We start from the raw sequence: 22,820 nt of genomic DNA, 5'->3' as shown, positions 1-22,820 counted from the left end.
AGATGAGTAGTACGGCACCAAAAAGTACCTGTATTACTTTTTAGTATCTATATCACTTTAAAGTACGTACTTTTCATTATGTAAAATACATTTCATAATAGCATTTGTAAGAGTTGAGTAAGTCATGAAGTATTAGAAATTACCTGTACTTTAAAGTGAGTATTTTTATCATACATTTTGTCAGACGATGAAATGACATGTTTTCATTTTCACATCCATTCACAATGAATAAATAATTTTCAAATATATTTTAGGAGGATATCTATAATGAGTAAATTACTAAAAGAAAAAATCGGGTTTGGTACAGCACCACTAGGAAATATGTACCGTAATATCCCAGAGGAAGAAGCAATCGCTACAGTGGATGCTGCTTGGGAGAATGGCGTTCGTTACTTTGATACAGCTCCACTTTATGGATCTGGATTAGCGGAAATCCGTCTTGGTGAAGCACTGTCAAAAAGAAATCGTGATGATTACTTTTTAAGCACCAAAGTAGGTCGAACGATTTCAGATGAACTAGAAGATCCATCTGCACGTGATTTAGGTGAAAAAGGCGGACTTTTCGAATTTGGTCGCAAAAATAAAATGATCAATGACTATAGCGCAGATGCAACACTTCGTTCTATCGAGCAAAGTTTGAAACGTTTAAAAACAGATCGTCTAGACTTTGTTTTCATTCATGATTTAGCACAAGACTTTTATGGTGATGAGTGGATTTCACAATTTGAAACAGCTCGAACAGGAGCATTCCGTGCGCTAACACGTTTACGTGAAGAAGGAGTTATTAAGGGCTGGGGGCTTGGAGTAAACAAAGTAGAATCAATTGAACTTATGCTTGATTTAGAAGAAGCGAAACCAAATATATCCTTACTAGCTGGTCGCTATTCATTATTAGACCACGAACGTGCATTGCAACGAGTAATGCCTGCAGCTGTAAAGCATAATATGGATATTGTTGTTGGTGGCCCATATAGCTCAGGTATTCTTGCTGGAGGCGCTCACTTCGAATATCAAAAAGCATCGCCAGAAATTATTGCAAAGGTTGAGAAAATCAAAGCTCTTGCAGATCGTCACGACATCAGCATCAAAGCTGCTGCATTACAATTTTCACTAGCAAATCCAGCAGTTGCTGCCGTTGTTCCTGGTGCAAGTAAACCGGAACGAATTGTAGAAGACCAAAACGCCTTAAATACAGTAATTCCAGCAGCATTCTGGGAAGAAATGCGCGAACAAAAACTAGTAGCACCTAATGCACCACTACCAATCAACGTAAAATAATAATGAAACTTTAATCAGTGGGAGCATCCCCCACTGATTATTTACCCGTAAATACCGGGATGAAAAGGAGCGTAATGAATATGGCACATACTACTACATCTATGGAAATTTTTTCTTCACCGGAACAAGTATGGCAATTAATCGGAGGTTTCAACTCCCTTCCAGACTGGTTACCTTATATACCTAGCAGTAAATTAACTGAAGGCGGTCGTGTACGTCATCTAGCTAATCCAGATGGCGATACAATTATAGAACGATTAGAAGTATTCAATGATAAAGAGCGCTACTACACGTATTCAATCATGAATGCACCGTTCCCAGTCACTAATTATTTATCTACAATCCAGGTTAAAGAAGGTACTGAAAGTAACACATCGTTAGTAGAGTGGTCTGGTACGTTCACTCCTGTTGAAGTTAGTGATGAAGAGGCAATTAATCTGTTTCATGGCATTTACAGTGATGGACTGAAAGCATTGCAGCAAGCATTTCTAGATTAATTCATATAATTGATTGAGACGAAAAAGTAAATTAACAGTCAAATATTCGATTTTGTGGTTAAGTTCATTATGAAAGATAAACAAATACAAATTTCATGCCTGCTTGTTATTGACAAGAAATAAAAAATACTACCTCCAAATGGAAGGTAGTATTTTTTTATTAATCAGGAAAAACAATTAATCCCTCTTCTTTTTCCTCCTGTTTTAAATCTTCTTCTGGGAAGGTTACAGTTGAATTTTTATCACCTGTTCTTTTTGTTTCTTCACCTGGAAATACGAAAGTTGAATTTTCTTTTCCTTCATTTTTTTCTACGTTATCTGGAAATACCATAGGATCATTGGTAGTCAAATCACTATGAAATCCAAGGTTAGACAAAATCGCTTTTAAATCTGGTAAAACCCCTATTTTATCAGATGATGGGTTATTAGACTTTGTGCCTGTATTAGGATTACTTAAAATTGCTCTCAATTCTTTTGGTGTATATGCCTTACCTAAATGTTCTTTAGCAATCCCTTGAATCGATACAGCAGCCCCAGCAATTATAGGCGAAGCGCTAGAAGTACCACGGAAATTAGAAGTATAACGATTAATTATGTTCTGATCTGTAACTTTTTGTCCTTTACTATTTTGATTTTGATATGTATCTAATGTATCAACATATTCTCCCCAACCATATACATCAATTCTACTACCATAGTTAGAGAAAGCTAAACGTTTATGAGGAACTCTTGCAGTAGATGCTCCAACTATAATAGATCCTGAATCTTTAAAGTCTGGACTATTTCGATTTAAAATCTGTTTACCATTACGGTCTTTAAATTCATCTAAATCAATCCCACCATTACCAGCTGCTTCTACAATAATAATGCCTTTATCTGTACCTTTGCGAATTGCGTTAAATATACTAGGATACACTTCGACTGGTAAAGGGTCATCTCCATATCCATCATATTTAAAGGATTCTTCAATTAATAAAACATCTCCAGCCTGTAAAGAATCTACGGCACTTAAAATAGCATCTCTTACATCGATTCTCCCATTATCTCGGATCACTGAAATTACTTTTGCCTTTGCTTTTGGTGCAATCCCAATGTTCCCAATTCCATTATCAGCTGCAGAAACAACACCTAGAACTGAAGTACCGTGAGAAAGATCATTACTCATTTTTCCAGACATAAATTCAATATTTTGACCGACTAAATCTTCATGATTTAATAACCAGCCTTCTTCCAAATCTACAAAAGTTGCTCCCTGACCATTTCCTCCTTTAATTCCCCAAGCATAAGGAGCATTAATTCCTAAAGGTGCCTCTTCAAGATATCCCTGTCTCGAAAATCTAGGTTCATCATAAGGATTGACTGATAATACAGGCCCTCTCGAGCCAGTTGTTGTGTTTATACTCTTATTAGAACGAACTTGTATTTTACTAGAATCGTTATTAGCAGCATGTACTGTATTTGTTACAAATGTCGTACCTACCCCAGCAAAAGATGTAATTGCAAGTGATGATATCAACATACCCTTAAAATTTTTCATTTTTCCACCTCTAGTTTTCTATTAGAAATAACATATTTAATAATTTGTACGAACAAAAAAACATTTTATCTCATTATAAAAATTAATAGATTTTTATAACTTTTTGATTTACATAAAAACTCCCTTCATTCTTGTAATTCAATGTGTACATTTCAAAACAACGAACTTACTGTAACTATTATAGTTACACCTTTGTTGATTTTCAACTACGAAATATAAATTTTAAAAAATAAATTTATATTACTTTAAAACAGTACTAGCCTTTTACGCACATACAAATGCAAAACGTTTGTCCAAATTACAGCAATCAATAAGTTTATGGACTGCGAAAGAAATAAGAAAAAGCAAAACACTAAGTGCTTTGCTCCTTATAAAATCCCTTTTAACTTTTCACCAATTAACTTCGCTACATACTCATAACCTTCTGGTCCAAAGTGTAATCCATCTTTTTCATCATTTTCTACAAATCTTTTATAATCCCGTTCTTGAATCATTTCAGCGAATACGTTTAGAAAATAACTTCCTGTTTCCCTCGCCACTTCCTCCACCACGTCTGCATACTGACCAAGTACTCTATTTGTTCTGTTATGCTGTCTTTCTTCATCAACTGGTGCAGGACTAATCAGTAGTACTTTATTTGATGAAATTTGGTTCACAATCTTCTCTAAGTTTTCTTTATATGCTTGTAATGACACTTGAGAAAAAGGGACTGCATCATTCGTACCAAGAAAAACTGTTACGAAATCTGGTTTATATGATATTACATCTTCTTCAATTCTATTTAACGCATCAAATGTATTATCACCTGGAATACCTGCATTCACTATTTTCCAGTTCGGAAACACCTCTTGCAAACGTGGTGTTAATCTCGGCATTCCATTAAAAAATGTTTCATCAGCTGTAATACTATCTCCAAAGCATACTAACGTTTTCATTAAGCTATTCTCCTTTTACGTATGAAACAACTTTCCTTCTATTGCTTTTATATATCTTTCAGCAGAACGTTCAACTGCCTCATTTGCATTTTCTTTTACTACTCGATGAAAAGCGTTGTATAAACGATTAAACTGTAACGGCTTCACTCGATTCACCATTTCTTCCACTTTTCTCGCTGGTAGTGGAATTAAGTTTGGATAGCTGTACATGAAGCTTACCCACCTTTCATCCGCTACAACTTGAATAATATCACCTGTTAACAAAATCCCTTTTCCATCATTACCTTCTTCCCAATGTAAGACAGATCCACCTTTAAAATGTCCCCCTAAACGATGAATGACTAATCCATCAGCTAATTGTAATGACTCTCCAGACCAGTAAATAATACGACTACTCGGGCGCATTACCCACTCTTTATCATCTTCATGTATATAAATTGGTACATCAAATGTCTCCGCCCATTCTACCTGCGTTGAATAATAATGCGGATGAGACAATGCAATTGCATCTAATCCACCAAGCTCTTTTATCTTCTCAATTGTCGTTTCATCTAAATACGTAATACAGTCCCATAGTAAACGATATGACTCTGTTTTCACTATAAATGCAGTTTGACCGATCGCAAATCCTGGTTTTGTCGTAATACTATAAAGTCCATTTTCCTCTTCGATTATTTCATTTTTATATGTATCACCTGTTTGTAAGCTTTCTAGTGTCGTCCAAGATTGTCCTTTTTGGTTAACATATTGCCTCTCTTCATCACAAATATGACAACTCACCGGTTCTTCTACACTCGCTGCATACTGCACACCACACGTTGTACAAACGAAATTTTCCATAATAATTCCCCCTATCCCTATTTCTTTATTAAGCTGACTTTTGTTGATAATGATCTGCTTTTTTATTTTCAATTAACAAACTTATAAAAGTAAGTAAATAGACAACTGTAACCGATAATGGAATTACAATAAATCCTTTTTCTGCAAAAAGAATCCCACAAACTGACGTTACAAATACAGTCCCTACTGACAATAAACCATAACTTTTACTTTCATAAATCCATACGTACGGAATAAACTGAACACCTATTAACATCGCTACTACAAAAGGTAACCATTCTGGAAATTGAAAATAGGCAAGTAATACAAGTGGAATATTCAATACATTTATCCCACCAATTAAGCCTGCCAAAACCCCTAACGGATTTCCTTTCGCAAACATATCAATTTTCAATATAGCAGCTATCATTAAGCCAAAAGGAAACACACAGCCCATACCGATTAAATATACCCACACCACTTGTTTTTCAGAAAGAACAAATCCCGTTATACTCATAACTATCCAAAATAAAACGCCGGCTAATATAATCGGTAAGCCTCTCTTCGTTTTTATTGCTAAATCCTTTTTCGCTTCTGCAACATTCATTTCACTATCTCCCCCAAAAATATTTGTGCTATAAAGCCGGCTTAATTTCACCCATCCAATAACGCCAAGCTATTAAATAATCTTCTAAATCTTTCGGGTGGTGTCTTAAACATGTGTCTATACGTAAATATAATCCTATGACTATTTCTTCATATAAATCACAGTCTTTTTTATGAAATACACACTGTTTCATCGCATAATTAATTGTTTCTTTTGTTAAATTTTCCGGAGTTGAACAAAACGCGTAAATTAAATCGTATATAGGATCTCCTAACACTGGTAAAGGATCAATTACACCGTGCAGTTTATTCTCTTTAAATATAAAGTTATGAAATCCAAGATCACCATGCAATAAAAATGGCTGATTTATTCCAGCATCCCTATTTGCTAAATTAAGAACCGTTCTATACTCTTCTTCACTTATGTAACGTCTTACATTTTCATGAGCTTCTATCACATTTGTTGTTAAAAATTCACTCCAAGATTGAAGCAGATTTTCTTTCCATCCCCAGCCATCAACCTCTGTAGCCACTTCATACTTATTGATAACTTCCTTTACAAGTTTACAAAGAACACTCCGTTTATGGCCTAGTTTGCAAGACGTTGTGCCCTCAAGGAATGAGTAAACAATATAGCGATTTAAAGGTTCCTTATATAAAAGCTTTGGAAATAATTCGTCCTTTTTATAAAACTGAAGAAAATAAGCTGCTTCACGTATGACATCCGATTCATTCAACTTTACAACGTATTGTTCATCCAACAAATATACAGTACTTGTCGTTCCCCCGTTTAATGCTTTTACGCTATTTGGATAATGTGAAATAACTTTTTCCTTAATTAGTTGTGCAGTGATTATTGAAATTTCCATTCTCTCACCCTTTAATTCGGAAGATTCCCTTAATTTAAAAGACAACTTTACTATTATTTGACAAACGTGAGGGGAATCCTGCCAACCATCCTAATATAGCAAACAACAATTTTATTTTATTACAATGGCTTTCTTCAATATTCCATCATATATTTCATTCCATTTATGGTAATGTGATGTGATTTCATCACTCTAAATGCTCTTCATATACTCTAATAATTTCTATTGCCGGGTCTCTGTCTTGTAATTTATGAGCCAAACTTTCTACACCAAACACTTCTGTAAAAGTATGACTGCCTACAATTAAATTAATCCCTTTAAATTTCGCATGTTGCACTGTATATAATGTTTTTTCACCTGTTATGTACGTGTCACATCCTTTTTCTAATGCACGTTCAATTAAATTTGTATTGTTTCCTGCACCGGTTAAAATCGCAATCCGTTTTACTGGTTTATCATGATTTCTCCAGCTCTTCACTTTCTCTTCCATTTTTTCTTCCAGTTTTCCAACTAAGTTTGAAAAAGGAATCGCTTCTTTATATTCTCCTATTCCCGGTAGTTCTTCTTCCTCATACGTGGAATATTCTAGTATTGTATCTATCCCAATTCCGTTAAATAACGACGTACACGTGCCAAACTTTACAAAATCTAACGGCAAATGAATCCAAAAATGATTCATTTCATATTGCTTCAATTTCTCAATACAAGCCTTTTCCATACCAAATAAAAAACTCCACGGCGCATGATGTGTAACTATCATATCGACTCCATTTTTATACGCTTCTTCAATCGTCTCTAATGTCAGATTTGTTGTGTAACCGATTTTGTGAAATTCATCTTTACTTATATGAGTAAAACCATATTCATCATCGCCATATTTGTGAAGATGCTCTTCAAATAATGATGTTATCTGTTCGTTAAACTGCGTTATATTCATTTTATTTCTCCTTTCATTTACTTTTATATTTCAAAAATAAGGAAATACTAAATAACAACGTTACATACATATAGGAGGACACCATGAAACCTGAATTTTTAAAAGCTGTACATGATGCTATCGGAAATGTCGAACACATTCATATAGAAGAAAGCGGTGCTGACAGCTTACTTATCCATCATGATGATGCACAGCAGTTACAACAAGTTGCTGTGGCGTTAGAAAATAATAATTTCCGCTCCGCTTTAAGAACAACCGGAAATGCTTCGTACATTGAAGTATTGAACAGATAATGAAAGTCCGGATGTATTCCGGGCTTTCTTTTTTATCTTGCTATTCACCGGGCAGTAAAACCCCCACTGATTAAAGTTTCACTTTATATTGAAACTTCAAACTCTTTCACATACACCGCTGTTCCAGCAATATCTATTTGTAACTTCTCGTTTTCTATCTCTTTCGTTACATAAACAGTTACACGACCATCTTTATTTATTTCCTGTCCTTACTCAACGATTAAATCCAATTCATGTTCAAAATCTTTCTCTAAATACTCCGCATAATACGCTCCCATTACACCTGAAGCTGTTCCTGTCACTGGATCTTCAATCGTCCCAGCGTAAGCTGATGAAAAATGACGGCCGTGCATTTGTGCTAGTTCATCATAAGTTTCTAGACAAATTGGGTGAATAGAAGCATTAGGTATTTCTTTTAATACTGATGGAAATGCAGCATTATTAGGTTTCATTCTCTCGCATGCATTAAGATTTTTAATCGGTACAATTACAGTCCAATTACCAGTACTTCCATATACAATCGGTAAACTTACATCTAAATCATTTATTTCTAAACCAATACTATGAGCTAATTTTTCTTTTGAACCTGTAAATTCTTTAAACTGAGGTGCTGCCTGTCTCATTTTAATAAAGGTTTCTCCATTTTTATTTACACCTATTTGTATCGGTAAAATCCGAGCCTTCGTTTCAATCGTAAGGTTACTTTTCTCTTCTAATAAACCTTTTTCGCGCAAGGCATATATCGTCCCTACTGTCCCATGACCACATAAATCCATTTCAAAACCAGGTGTAAAATAACGCATTCTTATATCTCCTACTTCTGAAGAAAGAACAAAAGTTGTTTCGTTATATCCAACTTTTTCAGCAATAATTTGCATTTTCTCTTCCGTTAATCCATCTGCTTCTAATACAATACCTGCTGGATTTCCCTTATTTGGTTTATTCGTAAATGCGTCGTAATGAAATACGTTTATAGTCTTCATTTTCTTTTCTCCTTATTTGTTCATTTCTTTATTTTTATAATAAATAAGAAAATCCATCCACTTACCATTCTCTAAAGAAAACGCCTCTCTCTCGCATTCAAAAGAAAAACCTGATCGTTCCGCAAGACGAACGGATGGCTCATTATCAACATGTATATGTAATTCAATTCTATGAAAATGAAGACTATTATAAAATAACGATAACGCAGCTTTCACGCTTTCTATGCCATATCCATTTTTCCAGTATTGATTATGTATGGAATACCCCATCATCGCCCATTGGTAATCCATTCGTAAAATTTTTATCAGCTCTAGCTTTCCAATATTAGCTCCGTCTTCTTTACGAAAAATGCCTAATACATACATCTCATCTCTATGTGCTACTTCATCAAAACCTCTTATCCATTCCGTGAACCATGCTTTTGTTGATGATACCAGAACTTGATAGCCATCGTCATATTTATACTGCGATGGCAGTCTCTTATTAAATCCATCTAACCAACTTTCGTAATCATCTTTTTGAAATGGACGGATAATGAGTCTATCCGTCTCTACTTCTAATAACGGTAGCTTCATTTAATTTCATCCCTCGAATTATTAATTGAATATTCTTTATTTTCTTACACAAAATACAAAATCTAGTAAATTATTATGTTTTTGATACATAAAAACCCAGTCATGCTTTATACATAACTGGGTTCTCCATCGTTTCATAATTTTCTATTTCATAAGAACTACATCTCGTAATTCCCTCTTCAACACTTTTCCTAAAGCATTTTTCGGTAATTCTTCTATGAATACCACTTCTGGTATTTTGTAACTGGCTAATTTCTCCTTACAATACTGAGTAATACTTTCTTCTGTTAATGTTGTTTCGCCATCCTTCACAATGTAAGCTCTTGGAACTTCTCCCCAAAAGTCATCTGGAACTCCAACTACTGCAACTTCTAAAACACCATGTAGTTCATGAATAACATCTTCTACTTGATCTGGATATACATTGTCACCACCGCGTATGATAACATCTTTATATCTTCCCATAATATGTAGGAATCCGTCGTCATCTATCATGCCAGCATCACCCATGTTAAACCAATTATCTTTCACTACCTTCTTTGTCGCCTTTTCATTATTCCAATATCCTTTAAACATGTATGGACTTCTTACATGAATCTCTCCGACTTCATTTGTTGTTAGTTCATCACCTGTTTCTGGATGAACAATTTTCACCTCTACATGTTTCAGTGTTTTTCCTACAGAAGACATCTTTTCTTTTCCCATCATTGGATGCCATGAGGTTACAACCCAACCTTCTGTACTGCCATAGCCTTGCACCATATATATTCCTTTTTCCATATATTTTTGAATGAGTGTTTCTGGCACTTTTGTACCACCGCTTTGTGCTACTTTAAAGGTTGAAATGTTACGTTCTTTTTTATTTAGCTCATCAAGCATGTAACTATAAACAGCTGGGAACGCAAGCATCGTAGTAATTTTCTCTTCTTCAATCTTATCCCAAATAATAGCAGGATTCGAATCAGCTAAGAAAATCATCGTAACGCCATGATAAATACAATTTAAAATAGAAAGCACGCCACTCATATGGAACAATGGATGCACGGATAAAAAACGTTCACCTGCTGGGATTTCTCTTTGGCCCGCAATTTCAGCAAAATAATGATGCAAGTTTTTATGTCCAATTACACATGCTTTCGCCTGTCCAGTCGTTCCTGAAGTAAATAAGTAAATGGCATCGTCTTCTTCATGAACTTCTACGTTCGTTTCTGACGTTGGCTGTTTTTGCAACTCTAATTCAAATGAACCAAAGCCTTCTTTTGTCGTTTGAATTACATAAGGGATTTCTTTAACAGCATCAATCTTTAATAATACTTCACTAAATTCTTCATCAATAACTAATACTTTTAATTTCGCTTCTTTTACAATCGTTTCTAATTCATAAGCAGTAAGCTGATGATTTAGCGGAATACATACCGCTCCAATTTTTAAACTTGCCATCATAACGCTTGGAAACGGGTGATTATTTTTGCATAGTATTCCTATACGGTCTCCTCTTTGCACACCATTATGTAACAAATAATGTGCAAGCTGATTTACTCGTTCATTATACTGCTGAAACGAATACCTTTTCTCTCCGCCTACAAGCGCTTCCAAATTTGGTGATTGCATTGCTCTTTTTTGTAATAATTTTTGCATCGTTCTCAAGTAAAACTCCCCTTTATATATGTTAGGTTTTTTATTTTACCAGATTAACTATTAATTTACTAAAGATTACACTTAGTGAATATAAGAAGAATATAAAATAGCCATTTACTTCACAAGTAAATGGCTATTTTTCATTATATATTAGAATACTTCTTGTTCATCACATATTGCACATATTCAGGTGCACTTTTATCAATCTCTTCATCACTTAGTTTATATTCTGCACCATATAAATAAAAGGAAGGTATAAATTCCATACCTGTATATAAGCATGTAGCTTGGAATGGTTTCGTCAACTCATCCATTGTAATCCCACTATTTTCATAGTCTTTTTCTAATCCACCTATAGAAATAGCTACACCAAATTCTTTTCCCTTCACTTTATCTCCTTGTGATCCGTATGCAAACCCATATGTTAATACATCATCGAACCATTTTTTCAATAAAGGTGGTGAGCTGTACCAGTAGAGAGGAAATTGAAATATATATCGGTCATGTTCTACTAACAGCTTTTGTTCCTCTTCCACATTAAACTCCCAATTCGGTGCCACTTTATACAATTCATGCACCGTAATTTCATCCGAATATTTCTCAAGTTCTTCAATCCATCTTTTATTAATTTTTGATTTTTCAATATCAGGATGTGCTACAATTACAAGTGTTTTCATCATTTTTCATCCCCTTTATAAATTATTCAACCCTTTACGTATTAGTATGAGTGAGTCACATATAATTGAAAAGTACGTACTTTAAAGTGCTATAGGAACCTTAAAGTACCTGTGGAGGTGTTATATGAATCAAAATGAAGACTGCCCAATTGCAACGACACTCGATGTAATCGGCGGAAAATGGAAAGTTCATATTTTATGTGTGTTGATGGATGGAAAAATGCGAACAAACGAAATCCGACGAGAAATCCCAAACATTACGCAAAAAGTTCTAACTCAACAACTTCGCCAACTTGAAGCTGATAGGATTATCCATCGTACTGTATATCAAGAAGTACCACCAAAGGTTGAGTACACAATAAGCGAATACGGGAAATCTTTAATGCAAATTATGGATGAACTATGTGAATGGGGAAAAGATCATCAAATGAAAAGATTACATGACTAAAAGAACATTACCGTCTTTATTAAATCTTCTACATTCATATTAGTAGTTCAATATTTCTACTGAAATTTTATATTAGAGGTACTCCAACAACTCGTAATTTAGAAGCCCAAATCTTTCAAAAGTAAAAAACAATAACATTCATCTACAAATACTCTTTATAACAAAAGTATCCTATACTTTTTACCTTATATTTTATTCGGACACTTTTTATTCATTGAACCGCATCCTAGTTGTTAGACATATAGTCAACAATTTGAGATGTGGTTTTATTATTCGGATAACAGCTCTCATCAACTTTAATAATCATGACTGCAGACAAAATACTTTGCAAAGAGTTCCTGTACAAGGTGATTTTTCACATAGACTTACCAAATAGAATTTTTATAAAAAACTTCTCACATTTAAATTGGACAAGCATATTTTATTGTATGGGGACTCCCTACTCATAGAAAACTACCTTTCTATTCTAAGAGCACGCATATTTGTGTGCTCTTAAACTATTTACAATAAAATAAAGAGTTTATTAATTTGCTTAATTCACTATTGGAAAAGTACCCATAATAATATCTTTATATTTATCTATTGTTTTTTGATTTTTATAAAACTATATTATTTTGTAGTTGGTTAATACGTTACAAAAAACTGACCGTGTAATCATTATGGTCCCTCCATTTTCACAAGTGTTTGTTACATTTTACTCCTCATCAGGAGAACTCCTTTCATCACAAGTCTTATCTAATACCTCTCCACATCCTGTATCAATGTATGCACTTAATGAAATTGAAAGCGAATTATTTGAAGTCGAGTTACAACCACTACTACTTCATTAAAACTACGAATAGCAGAAAGACCTTTACAACTCCCATATGGAACTACAGTAGTAGCATTTTTAGCAAAAATAGTACAAGCAGAAGAAGCTGCAGACACGCTATATAGCTTTAACTACACACTTACTAAGTAAACTTCTCCTAGGAACTTCATTTTAGTTTCCCCGGAAACCAAAATGAAGTATAATTATATATGTACAATAGATAACATTTATAAATCTATTTACAATTTTTCACATTAGCTCTTAAACAATTAAATAAATGGAGGGCATGATATGGACAATTATTATGATGTAGCGGTAGTTGGTGGTGGTCCAGTTGGACTTATGGCAGCATGTGAATTAGCTATCCAAGACGTAAAAGTTGTTGTTTTAGAGAGAAGATTAGACCGGGTACGAAATTCTAGAGCACTCACACTACACCCCCGCTCCTTAGAATTGATGGCTATGAGAGGTATTGCAGATCGATTTTTAGCTAGAGGAAAGAAATTAAATACAAGTCATTTTGCTGCCTTAGATACAAGATTAAACTTTAAAAATTTAAATACTGATTTTCCGTATACACTTTTTATTCCCCAATCTATTACAGAAGGAATATTAGAAGAACGTGCATTAGAATTAGGTGTAGTCATTAAACGCGGGCATACTGTGAAAGACTTAAAACAATATGAAACATTTGTACAACTAGAAATAGAACAAAGAGAAACAATATATAAAATAGAAGTTCCATATGTAATAGGAGCTGATGGAGCAAGAAGTATAGTTCGTGAGTTATCAAATATACCGTTTAATGGAACAAACACAACAACTACTGCTATATTAGGTGATGTTATTTTAGAAGATATACCAGATACTCCATTTTTATCTACTTCTAATATAAATGGGATATTAATGATGGTACCTATTACAACTGATGTATTTCGTTTTGCAATTGTTGATCCTAAGAATCAGACAATACCTGTTCATGTTGCTGTTACAGAAAAAGAGTTTATAGATAGTATTTATAGTATTACAGGTGAACATCTTCAAATTAAGAGCACAATATGGCTTTCTCGTTTTGGCAATGCAACCAAACTAGCAAATACTTATCAACATAAGCGTGTATTCTTAGCAGGGGATGCAGCACATATTCATTTCCCTGCTGGAGGACAAGGTTTGAATGTAGGTCTACAAGATGCTTTTAATATAGGCTGGAAATTAGGACTCGCAATAAAACAAAAAAAATATGAAAGCCTATTAGAAAGTTATCATATTGAAAGACATGCTGTGGGAAAACAATTTTTCAAGGAAGTACAAGCGCAAGAACAATTAATGATAAACTTTTCAAACGCAGGAATGGAATTGAGGGATTTATTTTCGTACCTACTTACATACCCCGAGATAAATCAAGATTTATCTGAAAGAGTAAGTGGCTTAGGGATAATGTATTCGTCGATGCACGATACAGAAAGGCATCCATTGATAGGAAAAAGATGTACAAACCTCACTATTTCTTCTCTAAATAAGAAAAGTTATAAACTCTTTGAATTAATGCAGGATGGTAAATTTATTTTATTAATACACCCTACTTATATAGATAAGATAAATAAAATAAATATTGATTCACACATAAAGGTGATAATAGGAGAAATACAAGATTCCAAGTTAAAAAATATAGATACCGTTTTGATTCGACCGGATGGTCACATAGCCACCATTGAGTATACCAAGATAGATAACTGCGAATAGTCCGGAAAAATAATCATCCATTGTATTAGTGATACAAAATAAGTTCACTTTTATAAAACGAAAAGAATCCTATTTATTTAGGACTCTTTTCGTTTTGCCCATCTCACTATTTATAAAAACATATCTACAAGGGAAGAAACACTATATTTACAGTTAACTATAAAATCTCGTTCCAAAGGACTACCCAAAACTCCTCACCTATATACTCCCATGATCAAAAATATTTGTCTCTATTTCATATAAAGTATGAAAAGCATCCATAAAGATAAAGCACCAAGGATAGCAAGCACTATACGAGTAGATAGTACTCTTACTTCAAAATCGGTTTTCTTGGATGGTTCAGGATATGCAATTACATAAATCCCTTTTAATAGTGCGAGCCATGCAATAAGTGTAATGAGTCCCTGCCAATTAAGTGTCCAAACATTATGTAAGATAACAGTACCTAACCCGAGGAAAATTGATAGAAAGCCATACATAATTCCAAATCCTCTGTCTTCTACCACTAATTTTTCTTCTCTAATTTTAATTTATTAACAATGTAAGATACCAATGTATTCAATGGAGTAATAATAGTCTTAGATGTTTTATACTCAACTTGCTTAGATGCATCAACCATAGATAATTGAGCAACAGAGATAAATTTCTTTTCATCTTTAATGATTTGATTTAAGAACTTTGTAACTTCTTGGTTGTATTCTTTTTTTAGTCCTTTCATTATCAATTCAAAAACACTATTTATGACAACAACCTCTAAATCTAAAGATTTTTGAAGGCTATTAGCATGATGTTTAAGACGTTCTACTGTGCCTTCAACAGTTGCAGGATTTGTAAAAACAATTGTCTGAGGTTGCTGTATATTGCATATGTAATCAAAGAAAGGTACATCAATTTTAATAATTGGCACTGATATTGAGTCTTGGTCTTCATGTAAAATTGCAATATAATTTGTACAAGTAATAAGGATAGCATCAACATTACATTGAGCAATCCATTCTATTTGCTCTTTAACTTTAAATTGAGCATCTGATTCTTGAAATTTTTCATTGGATGTAACCTGATACATTAATGCCGGGTCAACAAAATGGATTAATTCAATGTTAAATGAGGTAAGTGCCTTTTCTATATATTCTATATTTGAATAATGGGCATGTAAGCATCCTAACCTTTTTCTCAAATCCATTCCACCTTTATTATATTTTCGCTTATTCTATCAGTATGCGAATCCACGTGTCTACTGAAATTGAGACCTTTCCTTACATTCTATAAAATGCACCTTTAACTGAACAATTTATTTTCACTAAATAGTTCCTTAATTGATTTTTTTAATAAATAAGGTAACAAGTAATTTTGCAAAATCTAGGATGCAGAGGATTTAAGTTATATTTTTTTGCATATTGAGCATGTTGATCTTTCCACTTAGGAATTAAGCCTGTGTGGACTTACTTTGACTCCAGACCTATTGCTAGTTTGTCAAACGTTTAAGGTAATCAAAATTTATAAAGATAGCGTATAAATTGAAACCAAAACATTCTTCCTTTATTACAGATATTAAAAAATATGGTATAAAAATTCCATTTTATACCATATTTTCAAACAACTATTTTATTTATTAAGGAACTTTACTTCAGATCTTCACTTGTGTAAAAACCTTAAAAACTCTCTCCATAGAATTGCTTTCCTATCCTCTTCTTAATTTTGACGTCTAGAAGTCAGCATTTAAACTAAGCATGCTAATATTGATTTTGTGCGATTGTCAGTTACCTCATAATAAATTTCTAATCCTTTCCGAGTACCTGTAACCATTTTAGCAGCTTTTAGTTTAGATAAATGTTGACTAATTGTACTTTGAGGCATTTCCAAATCCCCATACATTGTTGTTACATTAGTAGGACCTTTTGCAAGCATTATTTTTACTAAAGATAGACGAACTGGATGCGCCAATACCTTTAACACCTCAGCGATTTCTTGAAACATTTCTTTTTTTTCTTTCATCTTATTTCTCCCCTTTTTATATACATATTTATGTTATCCATATATATAATTCGAAGGTATATGCGTTTTTGTGTCCGTCATTTTAAAAAAATATAAAAAAACTTTAATCCAAAACTAAAAGATTAGCTTAACATAATGTCTCACTATTAATGATGAATAGGAATCTCGTTATAGAAGCAGCAGTTTTTATGCTACAACTCTACATTCAACTAACTAAAATCAATGAAAAAAAGAGCAGATAGTCTGCTCTCTTATGATGCCTCCTTATGTTCCGTGGAATGTTTAACACTCCCCATTCTCTTTAGTTTATTCCATCCTACCGCTACGCCTCGAATAGATGAGAATATAGATTTAATGACAACATAAGTCATAAATTGACGATAAATAAAGCGTTGTAAAATTAACCACACTAACGGTTTAGGGTCCTCTTTCTCTAATTTAAATGCAAACAGAGATGCAAAAAGGTCTAATAAAAAGAATACAAGATAAAACCCTAACACTTTTAGCGGATTGCTACCAAACAGCCCCATAATCATTAAAATATCTGCAAAAGGAGCAATGAATTGCAGAACATATTGGAATAACCACATGTTAGGCAATGCAATAAATCCTAACGTTTTATGTTTTGTATGAAACACTGCTTTTCGATGTTTCCAAAGACATTGGAGTGTACCATATGACCAACGATATCGCTGTTTAATGAGACTTTTCACATCTTCAGGTGATTCCGTAAAAGCATAGGCCTTTTCTTCATATACAATTTTATATCCTTGACGTAAAAATGTAATAGTAAGATCCGTATCTTCTGCTAATGTATCTTCGCTTAAATATCCAGATTCAACTACATTCTTCTTGCGCCACGCCCCAATAGCTCCTGGAACAACTGTAATACAATTTAACTCATCAAAAGCTCTACGTTCTAAATTAAACCCTGTAATATACTCAACATGTTGCCAAGTAGTTAACAAATTTCGTCTATTCCCCACTTTAACATTACCTGAAACTGCTGCTACATTCTGATCTTCAAAGTGTCTAATCATTAGAGAAATGGCGTCTTGCGCAATAATAGTATCCGCATCTAAAGTGACAATAATCTCTCCTCGAGATTGTTGAAACCCTAGGTTCATTGCCGATGATTTCCCGCCGTTTTCTTTCTGAATGAAACGAACTTTAGGGTGTTTATAAAATGTTTCTTGCATTACTTTTGACGTACCATCTGTCGATCCGTCATCCACAACAATAACTTCAAATTCTCCATACTTACTATCCAAAATTGAGCGAATTGTCTTAGCTATCACCTTTTCTTCATTATATGCTGCTATGACAACACTAACAAAAGGTTGGTAGGACGAATTAATAGAGCGAGATAACGTTTTTCTTTTTTGCTTCCATGCAAAATAAATTAAGAATAAGAATCGAAAAATCCCTAATCCAATAGCAATATAAAAAATAGTTGTTAATATATGTTTAAAGTATCCCGCCCCTGAAAAGACAGCTTTATTGTAAAGTAAATATTGCTCACCCTCAGAAGAAACTGGGGGCATAATTTCATCTCGTTCTTTATTCATTAAATCTGAAATTGTTACAAAACTATATCCATGCTTTTTAAGCTCTTTAATAATGATCGGCAACGCCTCTACCGTATGGGTACGATTCCCTCCCGCATCATGGAGAAGAATAATATTTCCCTCTCCCTTATAAACGGGATTAAGAGCACGCTTTACTAATTCATTAGTTGATGGTGTTGCCCAGTCCTCAGGATCCACTTTTTCTGCTACCATTGTATAGTTCATATTTTGTGCCCGTAAAATAGGCACTATTTCATTTGAGGAATCCGGGTTAGCATCCGCTTCGTATGGTGGCCTAAACAAAACTGTAGAATGCCCAGTTATTTCCTGGATCAGACGTTGCGTCGTATTAAGTTCTACTTTTGTTCGTAGTAAAGACGTATCAGCTACGTTAGGATGCTTGAAAGTATGATTGCCAATTTCATGCCCTTCATCGTATATTCTTTTTACAATACTAGGATTTAGTTGTGCGTTTTCACCAAGGACAAAAAAAGCAGCTTTTATTTTATTCTCTTTTAATATATTTAAAATTTCTGGCGTATATTTCGGGTCTGGTCCATCATCAAATGTTAATACTACTTGTTTCCCTTTCGGTTTTCCATATCGTTGCACTTCGTATGCAGATGGTAAAGATTGATATACTTCATCTGTAAGATAACCATCTTTACCTACTTTAAAATCTCTCAATCCATTTTGCTTTTCATTCTCAATCTGTAAAATTTCACCTTGTCCAGAATAATTCACTTCATCTAAACTAGTGATTTTATGTAATACATTAGGATTTTTTTGTGCCTCAATCGGATTTTTTAAAACTTTCCATATTGTAGGATCTTCTGCTCCTAATCTCCATAACGCAAACCCCTTTGCATTGTTGTCCATTGCGATTTTCACTTGATTATAGAGAGTAACACTGTCTAAGAACCAAGCAGTATGTTCTTTCTCTCCTGTTTTATATCTAAAATAAGGATTTCCACTCATGTTATCCCATTGAATTTTCATATTGGAATCATTCGCCATTGTCATAACTTCTGAAAAAGTTAAAGACTTCGCAGGTTTTTTACTATTTATTTCCCAATCATATCCGTAGTTACCGAAAGCAACTATAAGTTTATTAGACGGAATATTCAGTTCATTCAATGTATGTTGGAACCACTTATTTGAAGCAATTGGTCCTGGTTCCCCCGCTCCATAGTGCTCATCGTACATCATTACAATCATACGATCTATTATTTTTGCTAACGCACCATAATCAAAAGCCTTATCATTAGCTGGAACATCTTGTGTAACGAGCAAATCATGTTTATGAAAGACCGTAGTAATTTCTTTCATGAAATTTGTTAAGTTTTCTCTATCACTTTCAGGTACGGCCTCAAAGTCAATATTAATACCTGAAAACTGATTCTTTTTAACTTGGCTTACTAAATCATTAATAAATTTCGTCTTCACATCATTCGGCGAATTCAGTAACTTATGGATAAGCTCACTATCAGGGCCAGAAGCTTTTTCTGTATAGTTAGTAAGTAACGGCATAATTTTCACATGATTTTTCTTTGCTAGTTTTACTATCTCAGGTTTTATCTCACTTCTAATCGTTAAATCTTCTTTTAAATGATACCATTCTGGTACTAACGTGGTTAATGAATCGATATTTTCTTTTAAAGAAGCGGTACTATTTTCATCCCAGTTTACATAAAAACCATACACTTCTTTAGGTTGTTTACTATCGTTTGTCGAATTCACCAAATTTTTATTATCCTTCATTTCGGTATTTGGCTTGAATTCTTCGTTCTTTAACTGCTCCTCACTAAGTTTTTGATTAATTGGTACAAGTTTCGTATCTTGTTTTACAGTAGGATTCATGTTTGGAATTTCTGGTGTTGAAAAAATACTTTGAAAGAAAAAATAAAATACAACACCTACACTAACTATTGAGATACATAGAAACCAAATAAAGGCTATGTTTCTCCTTCCTTTCGGATCATAAAAAACAGGTTTTTCTTTATCTTTCTCTTGTTGAATGTTTTTCTCCATTATATTTTTCACATACTCCTTCTTAATAGAACTATAGAATAATAAAGTGCAACTTTAATCAGCCCTCATTTACAAGCAGCCCAACTCCCACCTAACTTCTTTGCCCAAGCCAAATTTTGAGATGGGAGTTTTACTGCCCACAATAGCGAGAGAAATCCTTTTAGCTTTGAAATGAATCTCTCACTTCCATATTCTATTGATTCTTCTTTTCATTCCCTTGCTGGTGGCCTCTATTTTCTTGTTGAGACCCCCTACCATTGTTCCCTTGCTCGTTTCCACCATTTTCTTTCTGGGGTCCTCTTCCATTGTTTCCTTGCTGATTCCCATTATTTCCTTGTTGAGATCCTCTTCCGTTGTTCCCTTGCTGATTTCCATTATCCCCTTGTTGAGATCCTCTTCCGTTGTTCCCTTGCTGATTCCCATTATTTCCTTGTTGGGATCCTCTTCCGTTGTTCCCTTGCTGATTCCCATTATTTCCTTGTTGAGATCCTCTTCCGTTGTTCCCTTGCTGATTCCCATTATTTCCTTGTTGAGATCCTCTTCCATTGTTCCCTTGTCGGTCCCCATTATTTCCCTGTTGAGATTCTCTACTGTTATTCTCCTGTTGATTCCCTCTATTTTCTTGCTGGGATCCTCTTCCATTGTTTTCTTTTATTTGCTTCGATGGCTGTTCTTCTGTTTTCTTTTGTTCTTTATGCTCTGGCTTCTCATATTTTTTTTCTTGTACGGGAGACAAATCCGGTGATGCATCAGGAGATGACTCCGGCTGCAATTGTATCTCTTCTTCGTTTTCCACCGGATTAGACGGCGTGGCAGGAGGCGTAAGCGATTTGTTCTTCTCACTCTCTTGCTTTATATAGACACCTGTGCCAATTCCAGCTTTTCTAGCATTCTCTCGTACTTGCATTGTGCTACTTTGATATTCAACTGTAATATGTTTTAGCTCATATTCTTTCTTTAATTCTTTCATCGCCTTTTCCAACTGTGGTTCTAGTGCCTTGTCCTTTGCAACAGCTGTTAGCATAACTTGCTTATCATTCGTTAAATACTTATCCTCTTGACTTTGCTTTATAATCCTACGTATTACTTCTTGCAATTGTTTATTTTCCCATTGCTTCAATTCTTTTAAAATACGCCTTCCATCATCATTACAAGCCTGCAAATCTATAACACGAAAATCCTTTGTTACGCTCACCTCTAAACTTGGATTTATATCAACTGAGACGTAAGCAAATACTTTTTCTTCTGGTTGGTTGTAGAAAAACAGCACTGCAAATAGAAAACAAGCAACAAGTATTGATGCAGGTTTTAAAAAGGAAGGGATCGAAAAATGCGATACTTTTTGTTCTTGCTCATCAAATAAGATTTCCTCCCCGATTATGCAAGAATCCCCTTTTCTTTTACACGTAATAAACTCTCCATTTGGTGTTAAAACAACTACGCTATGCTTTTTTATATCCATCACAATTCCTTTATTCATCATGCTTTTCCCCTCTTATGTAATCCAGAATATATGTATAGTTGTTTGCAAAAATAATACACATTGCAATAATGTATTTTCTATGTCGTTCCAACGTTTTACGACTTACCCTAACACGTGGTTCTATATGTTTAAGCGGTAACTTTTTCTTTCGGAACAGCTCTTCCATCATTTCCTCTTCTTTTATAATAATTTTTACAATTTCTATTAAGTGCTCACGTGTATCACGATGCTTAGGAGATTCTTTAGCAAGCTCTGAGAATGTGATTTTAAACTCAGCTAGCACACTTTGAAAATGAAGAATTTCCTCCTTACGGTTACTATTTTCCATCTCTTTCATATACTCCGTAAGCGATACTTGCATTTCTAACATTTCCTCTTGCTCATCTTCTTTTAAAAAGACAAAGTTATGTTTAGACTCCTTACGTATATAGTCAATTACATCTCTTTTTATAAGAAGATCAGCAAACGCTAAAAAGGATTTTCCTTTTGTATATGAATACTGTTCAATTGCTTCGTTAAACGCAAACAATCCAATGCTATATTCATCATCCTGTTCTGTAATATATCGGCGGCAGACAGATGAGATTGATTTTCTAATAAAAGGCTGATACTGTACGATAAACGCTTCTTTGTCTTCTTCGTTGTTTTGTATGTTACATACGATATCTTCTATTTTCGGTTTTCTTAAGATCTTCATTACTAAACTCAACACTTGTAATCTCCCAGCCTCCTTCAAATAGCAAAATGGCCACTACACAAGTGACCATTTAACCAGATTTTCTTGGTACTTTTCTTCGGTCTTGTCTTCTTGCTGTTAGTTATATTTTTCGATTCTAACTTTTCCTAACGTTTTCTTAATGATTTTCCTTTTCTCTCGGCACAAAAGTTAAGTTTTAATTTTTATCTACTTTCTTATTTTCTACCGTTCGTTTTGCTTATTCTTTTTCTATTTTATCTGCAATCCTTGAATAACTCTTCTCTATATCATTGGTAATTTCATCCTTTTATTTCGGATGCCCACTTAATCTAGTAAATTTATTAATGCTTCTATATTCTTTCATAGTCATTTTTCTTCTATTTATTTTCTTCACTATAC

At 33.9% G+C, this 22,820-nt stretch carries 19 protein-coding genes and 2 pseudogenes; 5 read left to right on the top strand and 16 right to left on the bottom strand.

The features are described 5' to 3' along the window. The first annotated feature begins 267 nt into the window (after positions 1-267). Positions 268-1,278, top strand: coding sequence for an aldo/keto reductase (locus N2V92_RS18045; RefSeq protein WP_000040529.1), 1,011 nt, complete (start codon positions 268-270; stop codon positions 1,276-1,278). Positions 1,279-1,358: 80 nt separating this feature from the next. Further along, positions 1,359-1,775 (top strand): SRPBCC family protein, encoded by a 417-nt coding sequence (locus N2V92_RS18040; RefSeq protein ID WP_000951538.1) that lies wholly within the window; start codon positions 1,359-1,361, stop codon positions 1,773-1,775. Between the two features lie 160 nt (positions 1,776-1,935). Here N2V92_RS18040 and N2V92_RS18035 read toward each other — a convergent pair whose 3' ends face one another. From N2V92_RS18035 to N2V92_RS18010, 6 genes are all read right to left on the bottom strand, one after another. Beyond that, positions 1,936-3,312: a S8 family peptidase gene (locus N2V92_RS18035; protein ID WP_016077435.1), complete on the bottom strand. Its 1,377-nt coding sequence runs from the start codon at positions 3,310-3,312 to the stop codon at positions 1,936-1,938. 368 nt (positions 3,313-3,680) lie between these two features. Then, complete coding sequence (locus tag N2V92_RS18030; protein ID WP_000855216.1) at positions 3,681-4,247, bottom strand: SGNH/GDSL hydrolase family protein; 567 nt, start codon at positions 4,245-4,247, stop codon at positions 3,681-3,683. 15 nt (positions 4,248-4,262) lie between these two features. Next, a complete protein-coding gene (locus N2V92_RS18025) occupies positions 4,263-5,087 on the bottom strand; it encodes an MBL fold metallo-hydrolase (RefSeq protein ID WP_016077434.1) in 825 nt (274 codons plus the stop codon). Between the two features lie 28 nt (positions 5,088-5,115). Continuing rightward, positions 5,116-5,673 (bottom strand): DUF7010 family protein, encoded by a 558-nt coding sequence (locus N2V92_RS18020; RefSeq protein ID WP_016077433.1) that lies wholly within the window; start codon positions 5,671-5,673, stop codon positions 5,116-5,118. Between the two features lie 28 nt (positions 5,674-5,701). Continuing rightward, entirely contained in the window at positions 5,702-6,541 is an 840-nt protein-coding gene (locus N2V92_RS18015; RefSeq protein ID WP_016077432.1) for an aminoglycoside phosphotransferase family protein, read from the bottom strand. Positions 6,542-6,728: 187 nt separating this feature from the next. After that, positions 6,729-7,478: a Nif3-like dinuclear metal center hexameric protein gene (locus tag N2V92_RS18010; RefSeq protein WP_001027990.1), complete on the bottom strand. Its 750-nt coding sequence runs from the start codon at positions 7,476-7,478 to the stop codon at positions 6,729-6,731. 83 nt (positions 7,479-7,561) lie between these two features. Here N2V92_RS18010 and N2V92_RS18005 point away from each other — a divergent pair, with 83 nt between their 5' ends. Continuing rightward, the gene (locus N2V92_RS18005) at positions 7,562-7,771 is read left to right on the top strand and encodes a hypothetical protein (RefSeq protein WP_000801655.1); all 210 of its coding nucleotides are present in this window, start codon (positions 7,562-7,564) and stop codon (positions 7,769-7,771) included. 83 nt (positions 7,772-7,854) lie between these two features. Here the strand turns inward: N2V92_RS18005 and N2V92_RS18000 are convergent. The 4 genes and pseudogenes from N2V92_RS18000 to N2V92_RS17985 form a co-directional block, all read right to left on the bottom strand. Continuing rightward, positions 7,855-8,754, bottom strand: a pseudogene (locus N2V92_RS18000) (PhzF family phenazine biosynthesis isomerase). Between the two features lie 12 nt (positions 8,755-8,766). Further along, entirely contained in the window at positions 8,767-9,330 is a 564-nt protein-coding gene (locus N2V92_RS17995) for a GNAT family N-acetyltransferase (protein ID WP_016077430.1), read from the bottom strand. Between the two features lie 144 nt (positions 9,331-9,474). After that, positions 9,475-10,977, bottom strand: coding sequence for a class I adenylate-forming enzyme family protein (locus N2V92_RS17990; RefSeq protein WP_016077429.1), 1,503 nt, complete (start codon positions 10,975-10,977; stop codon positions 9,475-9,477). Between the two features lie 134 nt (positions 10,978-11,111). Then, a complete protein-coding gene (locus N2V92_RS17985; RefSeq protein WP_002082441.1) occupies positions 11,112-11,645 on the bottom strand; it encodes an NAD(P)H-dependent oxidoreductase in 534 nt (177 codons plus the stop codon). A gap of 124 nt (positions 11,646-11,769) precedes the next feature. Between N2V92_RS17985 and N2V92_RS17980 the strand changes: the two genes are divergently transcribed. Both N2V92_RS17980 and N2V92_RS17975 read left to right on the top strand, forming a co-directional pair. Beyond that, entirely contained in the window at positions 11,770-12,093 is a 324-nt protein-coding gene (locus N2V92_RS17980) for a winged helix-turn-helix transcriptional regulator (RefSeq protein ID WP_001072997.1), read from the top strand. Between the two features lie 1,102 nt (positions 12,094-13,195). Next, entirely contained in the window at positions 13,196-14,647 is a 1,452-nt protein-coding gene (locus N2V92_RS17975) for an FAD-dependent monooxygenase (protein ID WP_000371163.1), read from the top strand. A 230-nt stretch (positions 14,648-14,877) separates the two neighbouring features. Here N2V92_RS17975 and N2V92_RS17970 read toward each other — a convergent pair. The 6 genes and pseudogenes from N2V92_RS17970 to sigI all read right to left on the bottom strand — a co-directional run. Beyond that, positions 14,878-15,162, bottom strand: a pseudogene (locus N2V92_RS17970) (hypothetical protein); the annotation flags it as partial. Beyond that, positions 15,153-15,830, bottom strand: coding sequence for a hypothetical protein (locus N2V92_RS17965; RefSeq protein WP_003279185.1), 678 nt, complete (start codon positions 15,828-15,830; stop codon positions 15,153-15,155). The pseudogene N2V92_RS17970 and the gene N2V92_RS17965, both read right to left, overlap by 10 nt. A gap of 536 nt (positions 15,831-16,366) precedes the next feature. After that, positions 16,367-16,642 carry an ArsR/SmtB family transcription factor gene (locus tag N2V92_RS17960; RefSeq protein WP_000660065.1) on the bottom strand — a complete coding sequence of 92 codons (276 nt, stop codon included), beginning with the start codon at positions 16,640-16,642 and terminating at the stop codon, positions 16,367-16,369. 251 nt (positions 16,643-16,893) lie between these two features. Further along, complete coding sequence (locus N2V92_RS17955; RefSeq protein ID WP_000414293.1) at positions 16,894-20,241, bottom strand: glycosyltransferase; 3,348 nt, start codon at positions 20,239-20,241, stop codon at positions 16,894-16,896. Between the two features lie 193 nt (positions 20,242-20,434). After that, the gene (locus N2V92_RS17950; protein ID WP_016100084.1) at positions 20,435-21,724 is read right to left on the bottom strand and encodes an anti-sigma-I factor RsgI family protein; all 1,290 of its coding nucleotides are present in this window, start codon (positions 21,722-21,724) and stop codon (positions 20,435-20,437) included. Continuing rightward, on the bottom strand, positions 21,714-22,436 hold the full coding sequence (sigI, locus tag N2V92_RS17945) for an RNA polymerase sigma factor SigI (protein WP_002082432.1): 723 nt from the start codon (positions 22,434-22,436) through the stop codon (positions 21,714-21,716). The genes N2V92_RS17950 and sigI overlap by 11 nt, the downstream gene beginning before the upstream one ends. Between the last annotated feature and the right edge of the window lie 384 nt (positions 22,437-22,820).

This window comes from Bacillus sp. CH_48 (assembly GCF_038008465.1).
Classification (GTDB): Bacteria; Bacillota; Bacilli; order Bacillales; family Bacillaceae_G; genus Bacillus_A; species Bacillus_A thuringiensis_S.
The sequence above is the reverse complement of the archived record's forward strand: the minus strand, read 5'-3'. Positions and strand labels throughout refer to the sequence as shown.

What these genes read in the sequence shown, in the direction of transcription:
- N2V92_RS18020 (WP_016077433.1), bottom strand. Translation starts at nt 5,673, where the DNA reads ATGAATGTTGCAGAAGCGAAAAAGGATTTAGCAATAAAAACGAAGAGA.
- N2V92_RS17955 (WP_000414293.1), bottom strand. Translation starts at nt 20,241, where the DNA reads ATGGAGAAAAACATTCAACAAGAGAAAGATAAAGAAAAACCTGTTTTT.
- N2V92_RS18040 (WP_000951538.1), top strand. Translation starts at nt 1,359, where the DNA reads ATGGCACATACTACTACATCTATGGAAATTTTTTCTTCACCGGAACAA.
- N2V92_RS17995 (WP_016077430.1), bottom strand. Translation starts at nt 9,330, where the DNA reads ATGAAGCTACCGTTATTAGAAGTAGAGACGGATAGACTCATTATCCGT.
- N2V92_RS18035 (WP_016077435.1), bottom strand. Translation starts at nt 3,312, where the DNA reads ATGAAAAATTTTAAGGGTATGTTGATATCATCACTTGCAATTACATCT.
- N2V92_RS17980 (WP_001072997.1), top strand. Translation starts at nt 11,770, where the DNA reads ATGAATCAAAATGAAGACTGCCCAATTGCAACGACACTCGATGTAATC.
- N2V92_RS18005 (WP_000801655.1), top strand. Translation starts at nt 7,562, where the DNA reads ATGAAACCTGAATTTTTAAAAGCTGTACATGATGCTATCGGAAATGTC.
- N2V92_RS17950 (WP_016100084.1), bottom strand. Translation starts at nt 21,724, where the DNA reads ATGATGAATAAAGGAATTGTGATGGATATAAAAAAGCATAGCGTAGTT.
- N2V92_RS17975 (WP_000371163.1), top strand. Translation starts at nt 13,196, where the DNA reads ATGGACAATTATTATGATGTAGCGGTAGTTGGTGGTGGTCCAGTTGGA.
- N2V92_RS18010 (WP_001027990.1), bottom strand. Translation starts at nt 7,478, where the DNA reads ATGAATATAACGCAGTTTAACGAACAGATAACATCATTATTTGAAGAG.
- N2V92_RS18025 (WP_016077434.1), bottom strand. Translation starts at nt 5,087, where the DNA reads ATGGAAAATTTCGTTTGTACAACGTGTGGTGTGCAGTATGCAGCGAGT.
- N2V92_RS17965 (WP_003279185.1), bottom strand. Translation starts at nt 15,830, where the DNA reads ATGGATTTGAGAAAAAGGTTAGGATGCTTACATGCCCATTATTCAAAT.
- N2V92_RS17985 (WP_002082441.1), bottom strand. Translation starts at nt 11,645, where the DNA reads ATGAAAACACTTGTAATTGTAGCACATCCTGATATTGAAAAATCAAAA.
- N2V92_RS17960 (WP_000660065.1), bottom strand. Translation starts at nt 16,642, where the DNA reads ATGAAAGAAAAAAAAGAAATGTTTCAAGAAATCGCTGAGGTGTTAAAG.
- N2V92_RS18045 (WP_000040529.1), top strand. Translation starts at nt 268, where the DNA reads ATGAGTAAATTACTAAAAGAAAAAATCGGGTTTGGTACAGCACCACTA.
- N2V92_RS18015 (WP_016077432.1), bottom strand. Translation starts at nt 6,541, where the DNA reads ATGGAAATTTCAATAATCACTGCACAACTAATTAAGGAAAAAGTTATT.
- N2V92_RS18030 (WP_000855216.1), bottom strand. Translation starts at nt 4,247, where the DNA reads ATGAAAACGTTAGTATGCTTTGGAGATAGTATTACAGCTGATGAAACA.